The organism is Xanthomonas sp. WHRI 10204, from assembly GCF_040202875.1.
Taxonomy (GTDB): Bacteria; Pseudomonadota; Gammaproteobacteria; order Xanthomonadales; family Xanthomonadaceae; genus Xanthomonas.
The window spans coordinates 1-16,143 of sequence record NZ_JBEGDW010000001.1; the positions used below are offsets into that span (position 1 = coordinate 1).

Consider the following 16,143-nt stretch of genomic DNA (forward strand, 5'->3'; position numbering starts at 1 on the left):
CAGTCCAACTGGACTGAGGGTTTCTTTTTGCCTGGGCGTTAGGAAAATACTCCGCAAGCCCGCCAAATCCGCGCCGGGCCGCGTGCCGGCGCGGAAGTGGCAGGCCTGACGTCTGACTAGCCGTGGAGCCAGCGCGCTACAAGCGCGGTTGATGTAAGGGCAGTATTGATCGCGAAACTGCCGCAGCCAGGCGACGACGCACACATATGCGTCGCTTATAAACTCTCGATCGCAAACCCTCGGCTGCTCCTGGAGACCGCTATCTGATAGCTGGCCGACCGCCGCTCGATTGCTTTTCTGCATGCCGACCTCCAGCCGCACGCGACCTGCAAACAGAGAGGTGCTGCCCGTGAGGCGCCGCCCGCGCTGCAAGGGGCGACTTCATGCCAGCGGAAGGTGACGCTGCCGCTGCAACACGTCGGCGAGTGAGCTCGGCATAGCGTGTGACACTGACACTGACACTGACACTGAGGCATTGAGGCATTGAGGCATTGAGGCATTGAGGCATTGAGGCATTGAGGCATCGAGGCATCGAGGCAGACGAACGATCATCGATCGAACTTTATTGATCAACCTCGCTGCATTTGGTCGAATCCGACAGAGGTGAGGCTGCTGCCGGCATTCCACCAGCTAAAAAGCTTTTTAAACGAGGGCGTGCCGAACGGTGCCGCGAAACCAGGCCGCAGTGACCGGATGACCCGATACATTCCACGACGCCAACCTAGATTGGCGACCCAAGGCGCCTGGCTTGCTGGCCGCTTCATACGTGAATCGGCGGCACTTGATCGACCTGTTTCTCTCCCAGGCATAAAAAAACCCCGCTCTCGCGGGGTTTTTCTTGCCTGGCTGTGGATCAACCAGCCCTTCTTCAATCACCCAGTGTCAGCAGCGAGGCGTTGCCGCCTGCTGCGGTGGTGTTGACGGTGACAACCTTCTCTGTGGCGAAGCGCAGCAAATAGTGCGGGCCGCCGGCTTTTGGGCCGGTGCCGGAAAGGCCTTGACCGCCGAAGGGCTGGACACCGACGACGGCGCCAATCTGATTACGGTTGACGTAGACGTTGCCGACGGCGACGCGGGATGTAATGCGCTCGATGGTGTCGTCAATGCGCGAATGCACGCCCAATGTCAGGCCATAGCCAGTGGCGTTGATCTGGTCGATAACGGTGTCGAGCTGGTCGGCTTTCCAGCGAATCACATGCAGAACGGGACCGAAAACCTCGCGTTGCAACTGGGTGAGCGACGTCAGTTCATAGGCGCGCGGGGCAAAGAAGCTGCCTTGCGCGGTGACGTCTTCCAGCTTAGTGGTTCCGATGAGGCGTGCCTCACGGTCCATGCGAGATGCGTGATCGTCGAGGATCTTGAGCGCATCTGCATCGATTACTGGGCCAACGTCGGTCGAAAGCAAGCCAGGGTCGCCGATCTTCAGCTCGCCCATGGCACCGGCGAGCATGGTCATGACCTTGTCGGCGATGTCGTCCTGGACGAACAACACGCGCGCCGCCGAGCAGCGTTGCCCTGCGGAGATGAAGGCGCTGGAAATTGCATCCTTCACCACGGCTTCGGGCAGCGATGACGAGTCGGCGATAAAGGCATTCTGGCCACCGGTCTCGGCGATCAGCACGCCGATAGCGGCATCGCGCGCGGCCAGGGTGCGATTGATGATGCGCGCGGTTTCGGTGGAACCGGTGAACGCCACGCCCGCCACGCGCGGATCGTTGGTCAATGCAGCACCCACGGTGGCGCCGTCACCAGGCAGGAATTGCACGGCGGCTTCCGGTACGCCGGCTTCGTGCAGCAACTTCACTGCCGCGTAGCCGATCAGATTGGTCTGCTCGGCGGGTTTGGCGATCACGCTATTACCGGCAGCGAGCGCGGCGGCGACCTGGCCCAGGAAAATCGCGAGCGGGAAATTCCAGGGGCTGATGCAGACGAACACGCCGCGACCGTGTAATTGCAGTTCATTGGACTCGCCGGTCGGTCCGGGCAGGCGCTCGGGTGCGCCAAATTGTGCGCGTGCCTGGCCGGCGTAGTAGCGCAGGAAGTCGACTGCCTCACGGACTTCGGCCACAGCATCGGGCAGCGTCTTGCCGGCTTCCTTGACGCAGATCGCCATGAACTCGGGCATGCGCGCCTCTAACAAGTCGGCGGCGTGTTCCAGGATGGTGGCGCGGCTTGCCGCCGGGGTACGGTTCCAGCCCGGTTGGGCTGCAGCGGCTGACGCCAGCGCCTTCTGCACTGTTGCAGGGTCGGCCGGTTGCCAGTGCCCCACCGTCTCGCGGCGATCGGCCGGGTTCAGCACAGCTTCGCTCTGGGTACTGATCACCGCACCCGGTACCAGCGGCGCTGCCTTCCACGGTTTGACGGCGGCGTTGAGTTGCTCGGCCAGCTGCCGCAGATCGTTGTCGTTGGCGAGATTGGCGCCCATGGAGTTCTTCCTGTTCTGGTTCTGGCTGCGCAACAGATCGGTCGGCAGCGGGATCTTGGGGTGCGGGATGGAGACAAACGACGACACCGCCTCGACTGGATCGCGGATCAGGTCTTCGATGGCGACGTCCTCATCGGTAATGCGATTGACGAAGCTGGAGTTGGCGCCGTTTTCGAGCAAACGACGCACTAGGTAGGGCAGCAGATCTTCATGCGAGCCGACCGGTGCATACACACGACACGGCAGCCCCAGACGATCGGCAGGAATCACCTCGGCATACAGGTCATCGCCCATGCCGTGCAGTTTCTGATGCTCATAGGTCTTACCCACTGAAATCGCACGTACCGCAGCGATGGTCTGCGCGTTATGAGTGGCGAACATCGGATACAGCGCGTCGCTGTGCGCAAACATGCGACGTGCGCAGGCCAGGTAGGAGACGTCAGTGTTCTGCTTGCGCGTAAACACCGGGTAGCCGGGGTGGCCTTCGATCTGTGCACGCTTGATCTCCGCATCCCAATAGGCGCCCTTGACCAGACGCACCGGAATGCGTCGGCCAACGCGCCGCGCCAGGTCGGCCAGGAAGTCGATCGTATAGGGCGTGCGCTTCTGATACGCCTGCACCGCCAGGCCATAGCCTTCCCAGCCATCCAGCGACGGGTCGGAAAAGGTGGCCTCGATGATGTCCAGCGACAGCTCCAGGCGATCGGCCTCTTCGGCATCGACGGTGTAGCCGATGCCATACGACTTGGCCAGCTGCGCGAGTTCCAGCACGCCGGGCACAAGTTCGGCCATCACGCGTGCGCGCTTGGCATGTTCGTAGCGCGGATACAGCGCAGAGAGCTTGATCGAAATGCTGGGCGCGGCGAACACATCGGTGCCGACGAAACTGCCGCTACGGCCGATCGCATGGATGGCATCGCGATACGCCTGCAAATAGCGCTGCGCATCCTTCATGGTCAATGCGCCTTCGCCGAGCATGTCGAACGAATAGCGGTAATCGGCGTTGTCGCCCTTGCGCGAACGCGACAACGCCTCGCCGATCGTGCGTCCCATGACGAACTGGTGGCCCATGATCTTCATCGCCTGCCGCACGGCCAGACGAATCACCGGCTCGCCGACGCGGCCGATCAGGCGCTTGAAGGCACTGGGCACATCGGCGCGGGTAAGGTCGTTGAGCTGCACCAGCCTGCCGGTGAGCATCAAGCCCCAGGTCGATGCATTGACCAGCACCGAGTCGCTGCCGCCCATGTGCTTCTTCCAGTCCGCATCGCCGAGCTTGTCGCGGATCAGCTTGTCTGCGGTGTCCTGGTCGGGAATGCGCAGCAGCGCCTCGGCCACGCACATCAGCAGCACGCCTTCCTCGCTGCCCAGATCATACTGGCGCATGAAGGCTTCGATCGCGCCCTGATCCTGTGCGCGTGCACGCACCCGGGTGACCAGATCGGCGGCGAGTGCCTGCACCTTGGCCTGCTCTGCGGCCGGCAAGCGCGCCTGGTCGAGTAGTTCGTGCACGTGCTCGGCTTCGTCCTTGAGCCAGGCAGCGGTGATGGCAGCGCGCAATGCGCCGGGCGCGGCCGGTAACTCGGGCGCGAGCAGCGGGTGCGCGGCGGCGGTGGAGGCAAGCGAGTCGAGCTGAGCGTTCATGCGAAAGGTGCCTGGGAATCCTTGCGCATTCTAGAGAGCCGGAGCACCCGCACACTTGTGTGGAAGCGGCAGCTTTCCCGCCGTTTTGTGCAGGTCGCCCAAGGATGTGATGGTGGACCCGCTCACGGGCCTGTGCCGTCCGCTGTTTGAGTGAAGTATTTGATTTATGCGCATTTTTAGCTGCACTGCAGCAATTTGCTGATCGGCGGAAACGCTTGCCGCATGCGTTCGCGCGGGTCTACCATCGGGCTGTTCCCGCAGTCCGCTGCGTGTTGCCAATGATCGAAGTGCTGCCGTTGATGTCCGAAGGGGTTGGGACGCAATTGCGGTTGCGACCTCCGCGGGCGCTATCGGCCAGGCAATTCGTGCTGTTGTTCGCAGTTCTGTCCGGAACGATGTGGGTCTTTGCGGGCCTGGGGTGGTGGACCGGTAATGTATTCGCGCCGGTATTCGCCCTGTTGCACAGTGGAATGGTGGCGCTGGCGCTACGTCAGTTGTGGCGAAGTGGCGAGCGAGAAGAAGCGATCCGGGTAGGGGAGACCGCAGTTGAGGTGTTTCCGTCCGGGCATGCGCCACCAGCGTTTCAGGCACATCCGCACTGGGTGCGGTTATGCATGGAACGCGACGACAGGGTGCTGTTGGTGAGCAGCGGCAGGCAGATCGAGATCGGAAGTTTTCTCGGGCCGGCCGAACGTGTGGAACTGGCAGATACCCTGAAACGCTTGCTCGCGGCCGCCAATGGCCGTCACCGATGACGTAAGGGTCTAGGCAATGACGCAACGCAGCAGCTGGAAGTCGACGTACACAAGGTTGGGCCTGGCGATGGCAGCGCTGGTCGGCGCACCGGGCGCCTGGGCGCAATCGGCCGATCCCAAGGAATGGCAGCTCAATATGGGCCGCGGGGTGACGCAGACTGCACGTATGGCCTACGAGGCGCATATGGTGGCGCTGTGGGTGTGCGTGGTGATCGGCGTCCTGGTGTTCGGGGCGATGGGCTATGCGATGTTCAAGTTCCGCAAGTCCAAGGGCGCGGTGGCTGCACAGTTCAGCCACAACACGCGGGCCGAGGTGCTGTGGACGGTGATTCCGGTGTTGGTGCTGATTGCGATGGCGTGGCCGGCAACGGCCAAACTGATTGCGATGTACGACACCCGCGAGTCGGAAATGACCGTCAAGGTCACCGGCTATCAGTGGATGTGGAAGTACGAGTATCTGGGCCAGGGCGTGGAATTCACCAGCCGTCTGGCGCGCGAGTCGGACCGCATCCGGCAGAGCGGCGAGCGCCCTACTGCGGCGTCGCAACCGCATTATCTGCTCGATGTCGATAATCGCCTGGTGCTGCCGGTCAATACCAAGATCCGCTTCGTGATCACCGCCGACGACGTGATCCATGCGTGGTGGGTGCCTGCACTGGGTTGGAAGCAGGACGCCATCCCGGGCATCGTCAACGAGGCGTGGACCAATATCGAGCAGCCGGGCGTGTATCGCGGCCAGTGCGCGGAGTTGTGCGGCAAGGATCATGGCTTCATGCCGATCGTGGTCGAAGCGCTGCCCAAGGCCGAGTTCCAGCGTTGGCTGGCATCGCGTCGCAGCGCCACACCTGCAGCGCCCGCGGCATCGACGGCAGCAGCCCCAGCAGCAGCGCCCACGCCCGCAGCACCAGCGACAGCACCTACCGGTGAGGCTGCACCCGCGGTGGCACCGGCAGCACAAGCTGCCGCACCGACCGCCGCTCTCTAATACCGCTCGCAACCGCACCGCTTCACAGAGGTCGTTCCGTCATGGCGCATACCGCAGTCGATCACCACGGACACCATCAGCCCGGCTTCGTCGAGCGCTGGTTCTTTTCGACCAATCACAAGGACATCGGTACGCTGTACCTGCTGTTCTCCTTCGTGATGTTCATCATCGGCGCGGCGATGAGCGTGGTGATCCGCGCCGAACTCATGCAGCCCGGCCTGCAGTTCGTCAAGCCCGAATTCTTCAACCAGATGACCACCGTGCATGCGCTGGTGATGATCTTCGGTGGGGTGATGCCGGCCTTCGTCGGTCTGGCGAACTGGATGATTCCGTTGCAGATCGGCGCGCCGGACATGGCATTGCCGCGCATGAACAACTGGTCGTTCTGGTTGTTGCCGGTCGCCTTTACCTTGTTGTTGTTGACCTTGTTCCTGCCCGGTGGTGCACCAGCCGGCGGCTGGACGCTGTATCCACCGCTGTCGCTGCAAGGTGGCTACAACGTGGCCTTCAGCGTGTTTGCGATCCACGTGGCTGGTGTCAGCTCGATCATGGGGGCGATCAACATCATCGCCACCGTGCTCAACATGCGTGCGCCGGGCATCGATCTGCTCAAGATGCCGATCTTCTGCTGGGCCTGGTTGATCACCGCGTTCCTGCTGATCGCGGTCATGCCGGTGCTGGCCGGTGCGGTCACCATGTTGCTGACCGACAAGTTCTTTGGCACCAGTTTCTTCAACGCGGCCGGCGGCGGCGACCCGGTGATGTACCAGCACATCTTCTGGTTCTTCGGGCACCCGGAGGTGTACATCATGATCCTGCCGGCGTTCGGCGTGGTCAGCGAAATCATCCCCACCTTCAGCCGCAAGCCGCTGTTCGGCTATCAGGCGATGGTCTATGCGATCGCCGCGATCGCGTTTTTGAGCTTCATTGTGTGGGCGCACCACATGTTCACCGTGGGCATGCCGCTCGGTGGTGAGATCTATTTCATGTTCGCCACGATGTTGATCTCCATCCCGACCGGGGTGAAGGTGTTCAACTGGGTCAGCACGATGTGGAAAGGCTCGCTGACGTTCGAATCGCCGATGCTTTGGGCGGTGGCGTTTGTGATCCTCTTCAGCATCGGTGGTTTTTCCGGCCTGATGCTGGCGATCGTGCCGGCGGACTTCCAGTATCACGATACGTATTTTGTGGTGGCGCATTTCCATTACGTGTTGGTCACCGGCGCGGTGTTTGCCTTGATTGCAGCGGTGTACTACTGGTGGCCGAAGTGGACCGGGCGCATGTACAACGAGGCCTGGGCCAAGTTCCATTTCTGGTGGACGATGATCTTCGTCAACCTGTTGTTCTTCCCGCAGCACTTCCTCGGTCTGGCCGGCATGCCGCGGCGCATCCCCGACTACAACGTGGTGTTTGCCGACTGGAATCTGGTCAGTTCGATCGGTGCGTTCGGCATGTTTGCTACGCCGTTCCTGATGGCCGCCATTTTGCTTGCGTCGCTACGCAGCGGTGCCCGCGCCGAAGCGCGCGCCTGGGAAGGTGCAAAGGGGCTGGAGTGGACGGTGCCTTCGCCGGCGCCTGCACACACCTTCACCGTGCCGCCAGTCATCAAGCCTGGAGATCTTGCGCATGAAGACATCGGCCACTGAGTCGGCGTCGGAGCCGGCGGTGACGCGTCTACTTTCCGCTGCCGAACGGCAGGCGCAGCAGCGTCGCGCGGTACGCCGCACGGCAATCACGGTGGCGATCATTGCGTTGCTGATCTATGCCGGCTTCATTGCCTCGGGCGTCATCGGCCGATGACTGCGCGCGCGCCCACGCATGCGCCAACCGCCGGCTTGTTCAAGCTGCTGGGCGTGGTGCTAGGCGTCTTCGTGCTGACCTTTTCCCTGGTGCCGCTGTACCGCATCGCGTGCGAAAAAGTCTTCGGCATTCGCATGGAGCGCGCACCGGGTAGCACCCGCGAGGGTGCGTCCAATGCGGTGGGCGCTGGCAAACGCACGGTGCGGGTGGAGTTCGATGCCGGGGTCAATTCCAAACTGCCCTGGACGTTTCATCCGGAGCAAATGACGATGGACGTGGTGCCGGGCGAGCTCAACGAGGCACTGTATTTCGCGCGCAACGACAGCAAGCGGGCGGTGGTGGGTAGCGCAGTGCCGTCGGTTGCGCCGGCGCGTGCGTCGGGCTATTTCAACAAGACCGAATGTTTCTGTTTCACCGCGCAGACGTTGCAGGCCGGGGAGACGCGCGACATGCCGCTGCGTTTCATCGTGGACCCTGCGTTGCCTGCGGAAGTCACCACGATCACCTTGTCCTATACGTTCTATCGCAATGACGCGCTGACCTCGGAACTGCAGGGCGGTGCCGTGTCCGGCACGCCGCGCGCGGCGCCGTAACCTTCATCCACCCGTACCACGACACGGAAGCAACGCCATGGCCGATCACAGTCCCAACGCCGATGCGTATTTCGTCCCGACGCAGAGCAAATGGCCCTTTGTCGGGTCGATTGCGATGTTCGTGATGATGATTGGCGTGGCCAGCTGGCTCAACGACGCGGCATGGGGGCGCTGGACATTCTTCGCCGGCATGGCGATGTTGCTGGCGACCTTGTTCATGTGGTTTGGCGATGTCATCCGCGAGTCCAACGCCGGCAACTACAACCGCCAGGTGGACGGCTCGTTCCGCATGGGGATGGTGTGGTTCATTTTTTCCGAGGTGATGTTCTTCGGCGCCTTCTTCGGCGCCTTGTTCTACACGCGCGTGCTGACGCTGCCCTGGCTGGGTGGCGAAGGCGATGGCGTGATGACCAACGAGCTGTTGTGGAACGGCTATTCCGCTGCCTGGCCGACCAATGGTCCGGGCACGATCGGCGGGCAATTCCAGACCATTCCGGCCTGGGGATTGCCGCTGATCAATACGCTGATCCTGCTCAGCTCCGGTGTGACGCTGACCATTGCGCATCACGCACTGAAAGGCGGCCGGCGCGGTGCGCTGCTGCTGTGGTTGGGATTGACGGTGCTGCTGGGTTGCGTGTTTTTGTTCCTGCAGGCAGAGGAATACATCCACGCCTACACCGAACTCAATCTCACGCTGGGCTCGGGAATTTACGGCTCCACGTTCTTTATGCTCACCGGCTTCCACGGCATGCATGTGCTGTTGGGCACGATCATGCTGGCGGTAATGTGGCTACGCGCGGCCAAGGGCCACTTCAGCCGCGACAACCACTTCGCCTTTGAAGCGGCCGCATGGTACTGGCACTTCGTCGACGTGGTGTGGCTAGCGCTGTTCCTGTTCGTGTATGTGCTTTGAAGGCGGGGATTGGGGATTGGTGATTTGGGATTCTCAGAGGTGCTTCTGCGTTTGCGGTTACCAACCCCTAGTGCCGAATCCCTAATTCCAGCTCCTCAACGGCTGATGCCATGCAGTTCGGAGGGAAAGGATTGATGATTTGGGATTCGCAAAGGCGCTTCTGCGTTTGCTGTTACCAATCCCCAATGCCGAATGCCGAATGCCCAATGCCCAATCCCAGCTCCTCAGCGTCCGATGCCATGCGGCTTGATCCAGCCGGTGTAGATGCCGATGATCACGATGGCGATCAATGCGACTGACAATCCAATGCGCCAGGTCAGTGCATTGACGGTGCGTTTGGTCTGGCCGCGGTCGGTGAGCAGGTAATACAGACCGGCACCCAGGTTCCACAGGATCACGATCAGGAAGGCGACAATCAGCAGCGTCTTGAGCGAATCGTTCACAACAGCCCCGGTGGTCGTCGACGTGGTCCGGGCATTGCACGCTTTTTTGCGTCGCTTGTCATGACGCGCAAGCACACGGCGGTGTTGGGTTGGGCGCTGGCCGTGCTGGTCAGCGCGGGGTTTGTTGCGCTCGGGCAGTGGCAATTGCAGCGCATGCACAGCAAGCAAGCGTTGTTGGAACGCGCCGCGCATGTGCGCGAGACACCGTTGACCCTGGTGCAGGCAGTGGCCGCGCGGCAGGAGTTGGCGTGGGTGAGCGGACGCGTACGGTTCTTGCCGCAGCAGGTGCTGCTGGACAATCAATTGCATGCCGGACGTGCCGGTGTGCGCGTCTACCAGCTCGCCGCGGCGCAAGGCACATCGCATACGTTGCTGGTCGACCTGGGCTGGTTGCCGCTGCCGGCGAATCGGCAACTGCCGACCATCACTGCACTGGAAGGTACGCGCGACCTGCAGGGGTTGTTGAGCGCGCCGCCGTCATCCGGTCTGGCAATCGGGCCGGCGCTGGCGCCCACCGCCACGTCCAATACCTGGCTGGCGACACGGCTGGATGTGCAGGCGGTGCGCAGCACCCTGGGAAGGCGCGACATTTCGTCGCAGGTATTGCGCCTGGATCCAGTGGTGCCGGTCGGTTACGAGCGCGATCTGGAGATGCTGCCGAACACGTTGCCACCCGCGCGGCACTTGGGTTACGCGGTGCAATGGTTCGGTCTTGCCGCGGCGGTGCTGGCCACTGCAACGCTGCTGACGTGGCGTGCGCGGCGCCGTCGGCGGCGCGGGCACTGACCCGCGCGGCATGAGAAAATCGCCGGCATGACCTCTCCTACAACGGCCACGCCGCACTCGGTCAAACGCGGCCGCAGGATGCTGATTGCCCTGGCAGTGCTGTTCTTCGGCTCGATGTTGCTGGCCGGCGTGCTGCGCTTCTCCGGTTGGCAGCCGGCGTCGATGCGCAACAACGGACAATTGCTCAATCCGCCCGCCGACCTGCGTGCGCTGGTGCCGGTGCGCGCGGACGGGAAACCGTACGCGTGGGCACCTGGCGAGCGCATCTGGCGGATCGCGTTCGCACCACCGGCAGACTGTGCGCAGCAATGCGTGGCATTGGCCGCGGAACTGGACAAGGTCTGGCAGCTGCTTGGGCATCGCGCCGACAAGGTGGAGGTGCTGTGGATCGGCACGCCGCCTGCCGGTCTGCCGCCGATGCCGGCCTTGCGCGTCCTGCGTGACGATGCCTCGCTGCGGCGCGCACTGCCGCGTGGCAACGATGCGGCCGGCGTGCCGGTGTATGTGATCGACCCCAACGGCTTCGTGATCCTGCGCTATGCCCCGGGTTTTGACCCGGCCGGCTTGCGTGCGGATCTGGTCAAGCTGCTGAAATTGATGTGAGCCCGTCTCGATGAATCTGTTTGCGCCACCGGCATTGTTCCGCCACTTCCACCGCATGGCCTGGCTTGCGGCGCTGTTCACTGCGAGCACGATTTTGTTCGGCTCGTTCGTGCGCCTGTCCGATGCCGGCATGAGCTGCCCGGACTGGCCGACCTGCTATGGCCGCGTCACCTGGCCGCAGACTGCCGACGAAGCCAATACGCATGTGGCCAGCAAGATTCGCCCGCTGGAATCGCACAAGGCCTGGCGCGAGCAGGTGCACCGCTTCCTGGCCGGCGCGCTGGGCGTGGAAGTGTTGGTACTGGCGCTGCTGGCCGCGCGTCGCCGCCGCATGGGCATTGCGCAGGTTGTGTCGGCAGCGGCGCTGGTGGCGCTCTCGATCCCCTTGTACATGTCCGGCTGGCACACGCTGGCGATGGGTGTGGCAGCCGCGGGCGAGGCGATCCTGCTGCTGGCGGCGCTGCGCTGGAGCAATATCGATCTGGCACGTGCCGGCGTGCTGACGCTGGCGGTGGTGATCTTCCAGGCGCTGCTGGGCATGTGGACGGTGACGCTGCTGCTCAAACCCATCGTGGTGATGGGCCATCTGCTCGGCGGCATGCTGATGTTTTCGCTGCTTGTGTGGATGGCGTGGCGGGCGACCCATTTGCCGATCACGCTGGCCGACGCTTCGCGGCTGAAGTGGCTGCTGCGTCTGGGCGTGGCGGTGCTGGGCCTGCAGATCGCGCTGGGCGGCTGGGTCAGCTCCAACTATGCGGCGCTGGCCTGCGGCGGCGGTAGCTGGTCTGCGGACAACTTCCCGCGTTGCGTCAGCCAATGGTGGCCGACGCATGATTTCCGCGAAGGCTTCACGCTGTGGCGCGGGATCGGTGTGGATTACGAAGGTGGCGTGCTCGATGGCGCGGCGCGTATCGCCATCCAGATGGCGCATCGGTTGTGGGCAATCGCGACCGCGCTGTATCTGTGGTGGCTGGCGTGGCGCCTATCGCGTTCACCGGGGATGCGCGTCTGGGCGACGGCGCTGGCGGTGCTGGTGGCGGTGCAGGTGACGCTGGGCATGCTCAACGTCAAGCTGGCCTTGCCGCTGGAAGTGTCGGTGCTGCATAACGGTGGCGCGGTGGCATTGCTGTTCGTGCTGGTGTCGCTATTGGCGCGGCTGCGCGCGCCGGAATGAGCATGGCTGTCAGTGCACGCGATTATTGGGATCTGACCAAACCAAAGGTGGTGGCACTGATCGTGTTCACCGCGCTGGTGGGCATGTTCCTGGCCATTCCCGGCGTACCGACCTGGGCACAGGTGCGTGCGGGCACGTTGGGGTTTGTAGGGATCTGGCTGGCCGCCTCGGCGGCGGCAGCAATCAATCAATTACTCGATGCCAAGATCGACGCGCAGATGGCGCGCACGTCCTGGCGTCCATTGGTGGTGGGCAAGGTACGGCCGTGGCAGGTGATGGTGTTTGCCAGCGTACTGATCGTGATCTCCATGACCATGCTGGTGGTCTGGGTGAACGTCATCACCGCGGTGCTGACCTTCGCCTCGATGATCGGCTATGCGGTGATCTACACCGTCTACCTGAAACGGGCGACCTCGCAGAACATCGTGATCGGCGGGCTGGCCGGCGCCACGCCGCCGATGCTGGGCTGGGCGGCGGTGACCGGGCTGCCGACCACGGCCGACTGGATCAATGCCTCGATCCTGGTGCTGATCATCTTCATCTGGACGCCGCCGCACTTCTGGGCGCTGGCGATTTTCCGGCGTGCCGATTACGCCAAGGCGGCGATCCCGATGTTGCCGGTGACCCACGGGGTGCCGCACACGCGCAAGCAGATCCTCATCTATACGATCGTGTTGGCGATCGTGACGCTGCTGCCGGTGGCAGTGGGCATGAGTGGGGTGTTTTATCTCGGCGGCGCGGTGGTGCTCAACGCGGTGTTCCTCTGGTATGCGTGGCGCATGCTGGACCCGCCGGACGAATTGTTTTCGATGAAGATGTTCGGCTATTCCATCGTGTATCTGATGGCGTTGTTCGCCTTCCTGATGGTCGATCACCTGCTGTTGCCGTGGGTGCGGTGAGAACCGCGGCAGAAATCTGAGGCAGCCCGATTGCCGCTGCGCAGATGCCTGCCGGGTTGTGCTGGCTCAGCTTAGCCAGCTACTGCACGCGCTGGTGTTCTTGCTGTCGCAGCTGGCCTGCATTTTCTGCCGGAGTCGTGCCAGCACCGCGTTGCCTTCCTGGTGATGCTGCTTGCTCCAGGTTTTCAATGAGGCGCCCAGCCGGTCGAAGCGCTGACGGGTGCGCTGACGGTAGCCATCGGACTGTGCGGCCAGCTCGCCGATCACCTGGGTGGCGGCTGCTTCAATGCCGGCGGTGTCGTCGGGGCTAAGCCGGATCAGTCCGTCCACATACATCACGCCCCACTGCATGCGGGTCGCGGGGCCGTCGGCAGTTTCATAGCCCTTCTTGAGCCAGGACGCCGCGGTCTTGCGATCGCCGCGTTCTTCGGCGAGCTGGGAGAGTTCCGCCATGTAGTAGTACGGGGTCTTGCTGCGTCCCAGTTCGGCCAGCAGCAATTGCTCGGCGGCGCTGCTGTCGCCTACCCCGCTCAACAACGAAGCCGCGCCGCTGATGATGGATTGCCGTTCCTCGGCGGTCTTGGCCGCGTCTACTGCCGTTTGCACGCGCTGGTGCACGGCAGCGACCACCGCTGCCGGCAACGGCGGTTGTGGTCCCTTCGGCTCGGTCTCGGTCGGCTGCCCTTGTGCAAGGCGTGCAAGTTGCATCTTCGCGTACGCAGTGCCCAAGCGGTCGCTGATCGACACGCTGGTATCGGCATAGACGGTGTCCAATGCCTGATCGAGCTTGGCCGACAGGGCGGCACGTTCGCCGGCGTCGGTGCTGGCCGCACCGACCAGACGCGCGGCGACGTAGCTCAGCGTGCCGAGGTTCGCGCGCAGTTCGGCCGGATCGGCCAGGATCGCTTCCAACAGGGTGCGATAGGCCGGGTCTGGCGCGGGGGGCTTTTCTGCTGCGGCCAGCGCCGAGAGCGCAAACCGGTGTTGCAGTGCCGGTTGCGGGGCGGCCTTGGACAGGCGTGCGAGCAACCCGGCGGCGTCATCGGCCTTGATCAGCCGGTCGTCCATGCCCCAGGCATAGTTGCTGAGCACGGCCCAGTCGTCCGCGCCGAGTTCCTGCGGTGCGCGCTGCGCCTTGTCCAACAGCTGTTTGACGGTGGTGGTGCTGGTGGCCGCCACCCGCAGTACATCGGCAAGACGGGCGTTGTCGCTATCGCCGGCCAGACGGGTGATTTCGCTGCGGTCCGCGCGTAGCACGATGATGGTCGGGTAGCCCTTGATGCCGAATTGCTCGCCCCAGGCCTGCGCGCCTTGCGAGTCGCCATCCAGGTGCACCGCGACGAACTGCCGCGTGCGCGCGATGAATGCCGGATCCTTGAACAAGGTGGCCTTCAACTGGTTGCATGGTGGGCACCAGGCCGCGCCCCAGTACAGCAGGATCGGCTTGCCGCTTTCCTTGGCTTCGGCAAACGCGTCTTCGATGTCGCCTTCGTGCCAGGCGATCCCGGTGTCTGCGGCAGGTGCGGCGGCGGGTGTGATGTGTGCGGGCGCCGACGGTGGCGCGGGCTTGTCGCAGGCGGTCAGGGTCGCAAGCACCGCAAGCAGTGCGATCAAGGATGGGGAAGGGCGTCGGCGGGACAGCTTCATGGGATCACCAGGGGAGGCGGCAGGGGATGGATCAGCGACTCTGGCGAGCGGGGCTGCGCCCGCGCCGATGGAGGTCATGACCGTTGTATCTCTGCACACACGCCGGCAACGGCATCCGATGCGAATTGTTGTTACGCGCAGCGCACCGGTCTGGGTGCGTTCGACGGCCAGCGCACGGCCCATCGTGCGGGCGCAGGCGATCGCATCGGCGCCGCCTGATTGCCGGGGTTCCCGCTTCAGTGGCGGCCGGTGGCCGGCGGCGGATCGCCCGGCGCGCTACGCGCGTAGCGCGCGGCCACGAACGCGCACACGATCAGCTGCAACTGGTGATACAGCATGATCGGCAACACGATCGCACCCAGGCCGCCACCGGCAAACATCACCTTGGCCATCGGCACACCGGTGGCCAGGCTCTTTTTCGAGCCGCAAAACACAATGGCGATTTCGTCGGCGCGGTTGAAGCCAAGCCGGCGCGCAAGGAAGGTGATCGACAGCATGGCCACTGCCAGCAACAGCGCCGCAGCGCCCAGCACCGCGAGCAATGCCGGCAATGGGGTCTTCTGCCACAGTCCTTCGTTCACCGATGCGCTGAAGGCGGTGTAGACCACCAGCAGGATGGTGCCCTGGTCGGTGTAGCGCAGCACCGCGCGATGGCGCTCGACCCAACCGCCGATCCACGGGCGCATGAAATGGCCAGCCAAAAACGGCACCAGCAGCTGCAGCAGGATCTTGCCGATGGCCTCGGCCGGGTGCGCCATCGCGCCCTGGCTGCCGACCATCGCGCCCATCAGCAACGGGGTGAAAAACACGCCCAGCAAGCTGGAAAGCGAGGCCGCGCACACCGCGGCCGGCACGTTACCGCGCGCCATCGAGGTGAAAGCGATCGACGACTGCACCGTGGAGGGCAGTGCGCACAAGAACAGCACGCCGATGTACAGCTCCGGCGTCAGTGCGATATGCGCCACTGGCTTGAACAACAGGCCGAGCAGCGGAAATAGCACGAAGGTGCAGGCCAGGATCACCAGATGCAGGCGCCAATGCAGCGCGCCGGCCTTGACCGCTTCGCGCGACAGCCGTGCGCCATGCAGGAAGAACAGCGCAGCGATCGCCACATCGGTGACATCGTCCATGATCGCGGCGGCAGCGCCGGAGACCGGCAACAACGAGGCGAGCGTGACCGTGCACAGCAGCGCGAGGGTGAAAGGGTCAATGCGCAACCGCGCCAGCAGCTTCTTCATCGAGATCCGACGGTATCGCGCGAACGTGCGCGGGGAGCGGATCATTCTACGACGCGTGAGGGCGCTGCCTAAGAGCGGTCAACACAACGACTGCGCAGCCGGCAGACGCGCGCGGCCGGTACTCGGTGCGGCATGTGCCACTCGGACAATCCGGTTCCGAGCGCGTCGTCCACACCCGTCTGACGACTGCTCGCTACGTGTTGTTAGCCGCTCTAAGCCTGAGTCGTTGTTGCCGCCA

General features: G+C 63.6%; 14 protein-coding genes and 1 other RNA gene. 11 read left to right on the forward strand and 4 right to left on the reverse strand.

What is annotated here, in order from left to right; all coding sequences use genetic code 11:
• Positions 1-868: 868 nt before the first annotated feature.
• Entirely contained in the window at positions 869-4,069 is a 3,201-nt protein-coding gene (putA, locus tag ABQZ00_RS00005) for a bifunctional proline dehydrogenase/L-glutamate gamma-semialdehyde dehydrogenase PutA (protein ID WP_323539441.1), read from the reverse strand.
• A 278-nt stretch (positions 4,070-4,347) separates the two neighbouring features.
• Here putA and ABQZ00_RS00010 point away from each other — a divergent pair, with 278 nt between their 5' ends.
• The 6 genes from ABQZ00_RS00010 to ABQZ00_RS00035 are packed head-to-tail and all read left to right on the forward strand — an operon-like array spanning position 4,348 to position 9,115.
• Positions 4,348-4,824, forward strand: coding sequence for a DUF2244 domain-containing protein (locus ABQZ00_RS00010; RefSeq protein WP_055847435.1), 477 nt, complete (start codon positions 4,348-4,350; stop codon positions 4,822-4,824).
• 16 nt (positions 4,825-4,840) lie between these two features.
• Positions 4,841-5,809, forward strand: coding sequence for a cytochrome c oxidase subunit II (coxB, locus tag ABQZ00_RS00015; RefSeq protein WP_323539440.1), 969 nt, complete (start codon positions 4,841-4,843; stop codon positions 5,807-5,809).
• Positions 5,810-5,850: 41 nt separating this feature from the next.
• Positions 5,851-7,455 carry a cytochrome c oxidase subunit I gene (gene ctaD, locus ABQZ00_RS00020; protein WP_323539439.1) on the forward strand — a complete coding sequence of 535 codons (1,605 nt, stop codon included), beginning with the start codon at positions 5,851-5,853 and terminating at the stop codon, positions 7,453-7,455.
• Positions 7,436-7,609: a hypothetical protein gene (locus ABQZ00_RS00025; protein ID WP_323539438.1), complete on the forward strand. Its 174-nt coding sequence runs from the start codon at positions 7,436-7,438 to the stop codon at positions 7,607-7,609. The genes ctaD and ABQZ00_RS00025 overlap by 20 nt, the downstream gene beginning before the upstream one ends.
• On the forward strand, positions 7,606-8,202 hold the full coding sequence (locus ABQZ00_RS00030) for a cytochrome c oxidase assembly protein (protein ID WP_115514114.1): 597 nt from the start codon (positions 7,606-7,608) through the stop codon (positions 8,200-8,202). Before ABQZ00_RS00025 ends, ABQZ00_RS00030 begins: the two co-directional genes overlap by 4 nt.
• Before the next feature lie 37 nt (positions 8,203-8,239).
• Positions 8,240-9,115, forward strand: a complete 876-nt coding sequence (locus ABQZ00_RS00035; RefSeq protein WP_039408675.1) for a cytochrome c oxidase subunit 3 — start codon at positions 8,240-8,242, stop codon at positions 9,113-9,115.
• 224 nt (positions 9,116-9,339) lie between these two features.
• On the opposite strand, the gene ABQZ00_RS00040 is transcribed toward ABQZ00_RS00035, so the two are convergent.
• Complete coding sequence (locus tag ABQZ00_RS00040; protein WP_005996896.1) at positions 9,340-9,558, reverse strand: twin transmembrane helix small protein; 219 nt, start codon at positions 9,556-9,558, stop codon at positions 9,340-9,342.
• 60 nt (positions 9,559-9,618) lie between these two features.
• Here ABQZ00_RS00040 and ABQZ00_RS00045 point away from each other — a divergent pair, with 60 nt between their 5' ends.
• Genes ABQZ00_RS00045 through cyoE form a run of 4 tightly spaced genes read left to right on the forward strand, consistent with a single transcriptional unit; the run spans position 9,619 to position 13,020 of the window.
• Positions 9,619-10,344: an SURF1 family protein gene (locus ABQZ00_RS00045; protein ID WP_323539437.1), complete on the forward strand. Its 726-nt coding sequence runs from the start codon at positions 9,619-9,621 to the stop codon at positions 10,342-10,344.
• Between the two features lie 27 nt (positions 10,345-10,371).
• Entirely contained in the window at positions 10,372-10,947 is a 576-nt protein-coding gene (locus tag ABQZ00_RS00050) for a redox-active disulfide-containing membrane protein (RefSeq protein WP_323539436.1), read from the forward strand.
• Positions 10,948-10,957: 10 nt separating this feature from the next.
• Positions 10,958-12,121 (forward strand): COX15/CtaA family protein, encoded by a 1,164-nt coding sequence (locus tag ABQZ00_RS00055; RefSeq protein WP_055847452.1) that lies wholly within the window; start codon positions 10,958-10,960, stop codon positions 12,119-12,121.
• 2 nt (positions 12,122-12,123) lie between these two features.
• A complete protein-coding gene (cyoE, locus tag ABQZ00_RS00060) occupies positions 12,124-13,020 on the forward strand; it encodes a heme o synthase (RefSeq protein ID WP_055847455.1) in 897 nt (298 codons plus the stop codon).
• 66 nt (positions 13,021-13,086) lie between these two features.
• Here cyoE and ABQZ00_RS00065 read toward each other — a convergent pair whose 3' ends face one another.
• Together ABQZ00_RS00065 and ABQZ00_RS00070 are read right to left on the reverse strand one after the other, a co-directional pair.
• On the reverse strand, positions 13,087-14,667 hold the full coding sequence (locus ABQZ00_RS00065) for a thioredoxin family protein (RefSeq protein WP_323539435.1): 1,581 nt from the start codon (positions 14,665-14,667) through the stop codon (positions 13,087-13,089).
• Between the two features lie 236 nt (positions 14,668-14,903).
• On the reverse strand, positions 14,904-15,950 hold the full coding sequence (locus ABQZ00_RS00070; protein WP_055847460.1) for a bile acid:sodium symporter family protein: 1,047 nt from the start codon (positions 15,948-15,950) through the stop codon (positions 14,904-14,906).
• Between the two features lie 87 nt (positions 15,951-16,037).
• Between ABQZ00_RS00070 and ABQZ00_RS00075 the strand changes: the two genes are divergently transcribed.
• A non-coding RNA gene (locus tag ABQZ00_RS00075) (sX9 sRNA) lies at positions 16,038-16,114 on the forward strand.
• The last annotated feature ends 29 nt before the right edge of the window (positions 16,115-16,143 follow it).

What these genes read in the sequence shown, in the direction of transcription:
- ctaD (WP_323539439.1), top strand. Translation starts at nt 5,851, where the DNA reads ATGGCGCATACCGCAGTCGATCACCACGGACACCATCAGCCCGGCTTC.
- putA (WP_323539441.1), bottom strand. Translation starts at nt 4,069, where the DNA reads ATGAACGCTCAGCTCGACTCGCTTGCCTCCACCGCCGCCGCGCACCCG.
- ABQZ00_RS00030 (WP_115514114.1), top strand. Translation starts at nt 7,606, where the DNA reads ATGACTGCGCGCGCGCCCACGCATGCGCCAACCGCCGGCTTGTTCAAG.
- ABQZ00_RS00050 (WP_323539436.1), top strand. Translation starts at nt 10,372, where the DNA reads ATGACCTCTCCTACAACGGCCACGCCGCACTCGGTCAAACGCGGCCGC.
- coxB (WP_323539440.1), top strand. Translation starts at nt 4,841, where the DNA reads ATGACGCAACGCAGCAGCTGGAAGTCGACGTACACAAGGTTGGGCCTG.
- cyoE (WP_055847455.1), top strand. Translation starts at nt 12,124, where the DNA reads ATGGCTGTCAGTGCACGCGATTATTGGGATCTGACCAAACCAAAGGTG.
- ABQZ00_RS00070 (WP_055847460.1), bottom strand. Translation starts at nt 15,950, where the DNA reads ATGATCCGCTCCCCGCGCACGTTCGCGCGATACCGTCGGATCTCGATG.
- ABQZ00_RS00045 (WP_323539437.1), top strand. Translation starts at nt 9,619, where the DNA reads ATGACGCGCAAGCACACGGCGGTGTTGGGTTGGGCGCTGGCCGTGCTG.
- ABQZ00_RS00035 (WP_039408675.1), top strand. Translation starts at nt 8,240, where the DNA reads ATGGCCGATCACAGTCCCAACGCCGATGCGTATTTCGTCCCGACGCAG.
- ABQZ00_RS00025 (WP_323539438.1), top strand. Translation starts at nt 7,436, where the DNA reads ATGAAGACATCGGCCACTGAGTCGGCGTCGGAGCCGGCGGTGACGCGT.
- ABQZ00_RS00055 (WP_055847452.1), top strand. Translation starts at nt 10,958, where the DNA reads ATGAATCTGTTTGCGCCACCGGCATTGTTCCGCCACTTCCACCGCATG.
- ABQZ00_RS00065 (WP_323539435.1), bottom strand. Translation starts at nt 14,667, where the DNA reads ATGAAGCTGTCCCGCCGACGCCCTTCCCCATCCTTGATCGCACTGCTT.
- ABQZ00_RS00010 (WP_055847435.1), top strand. Translation starts at nt 4,348, where the DNA reads ATGATCGAAGTGCTGCCGTTGATGTCCGAAGGGGTTGGGACGCAATTG.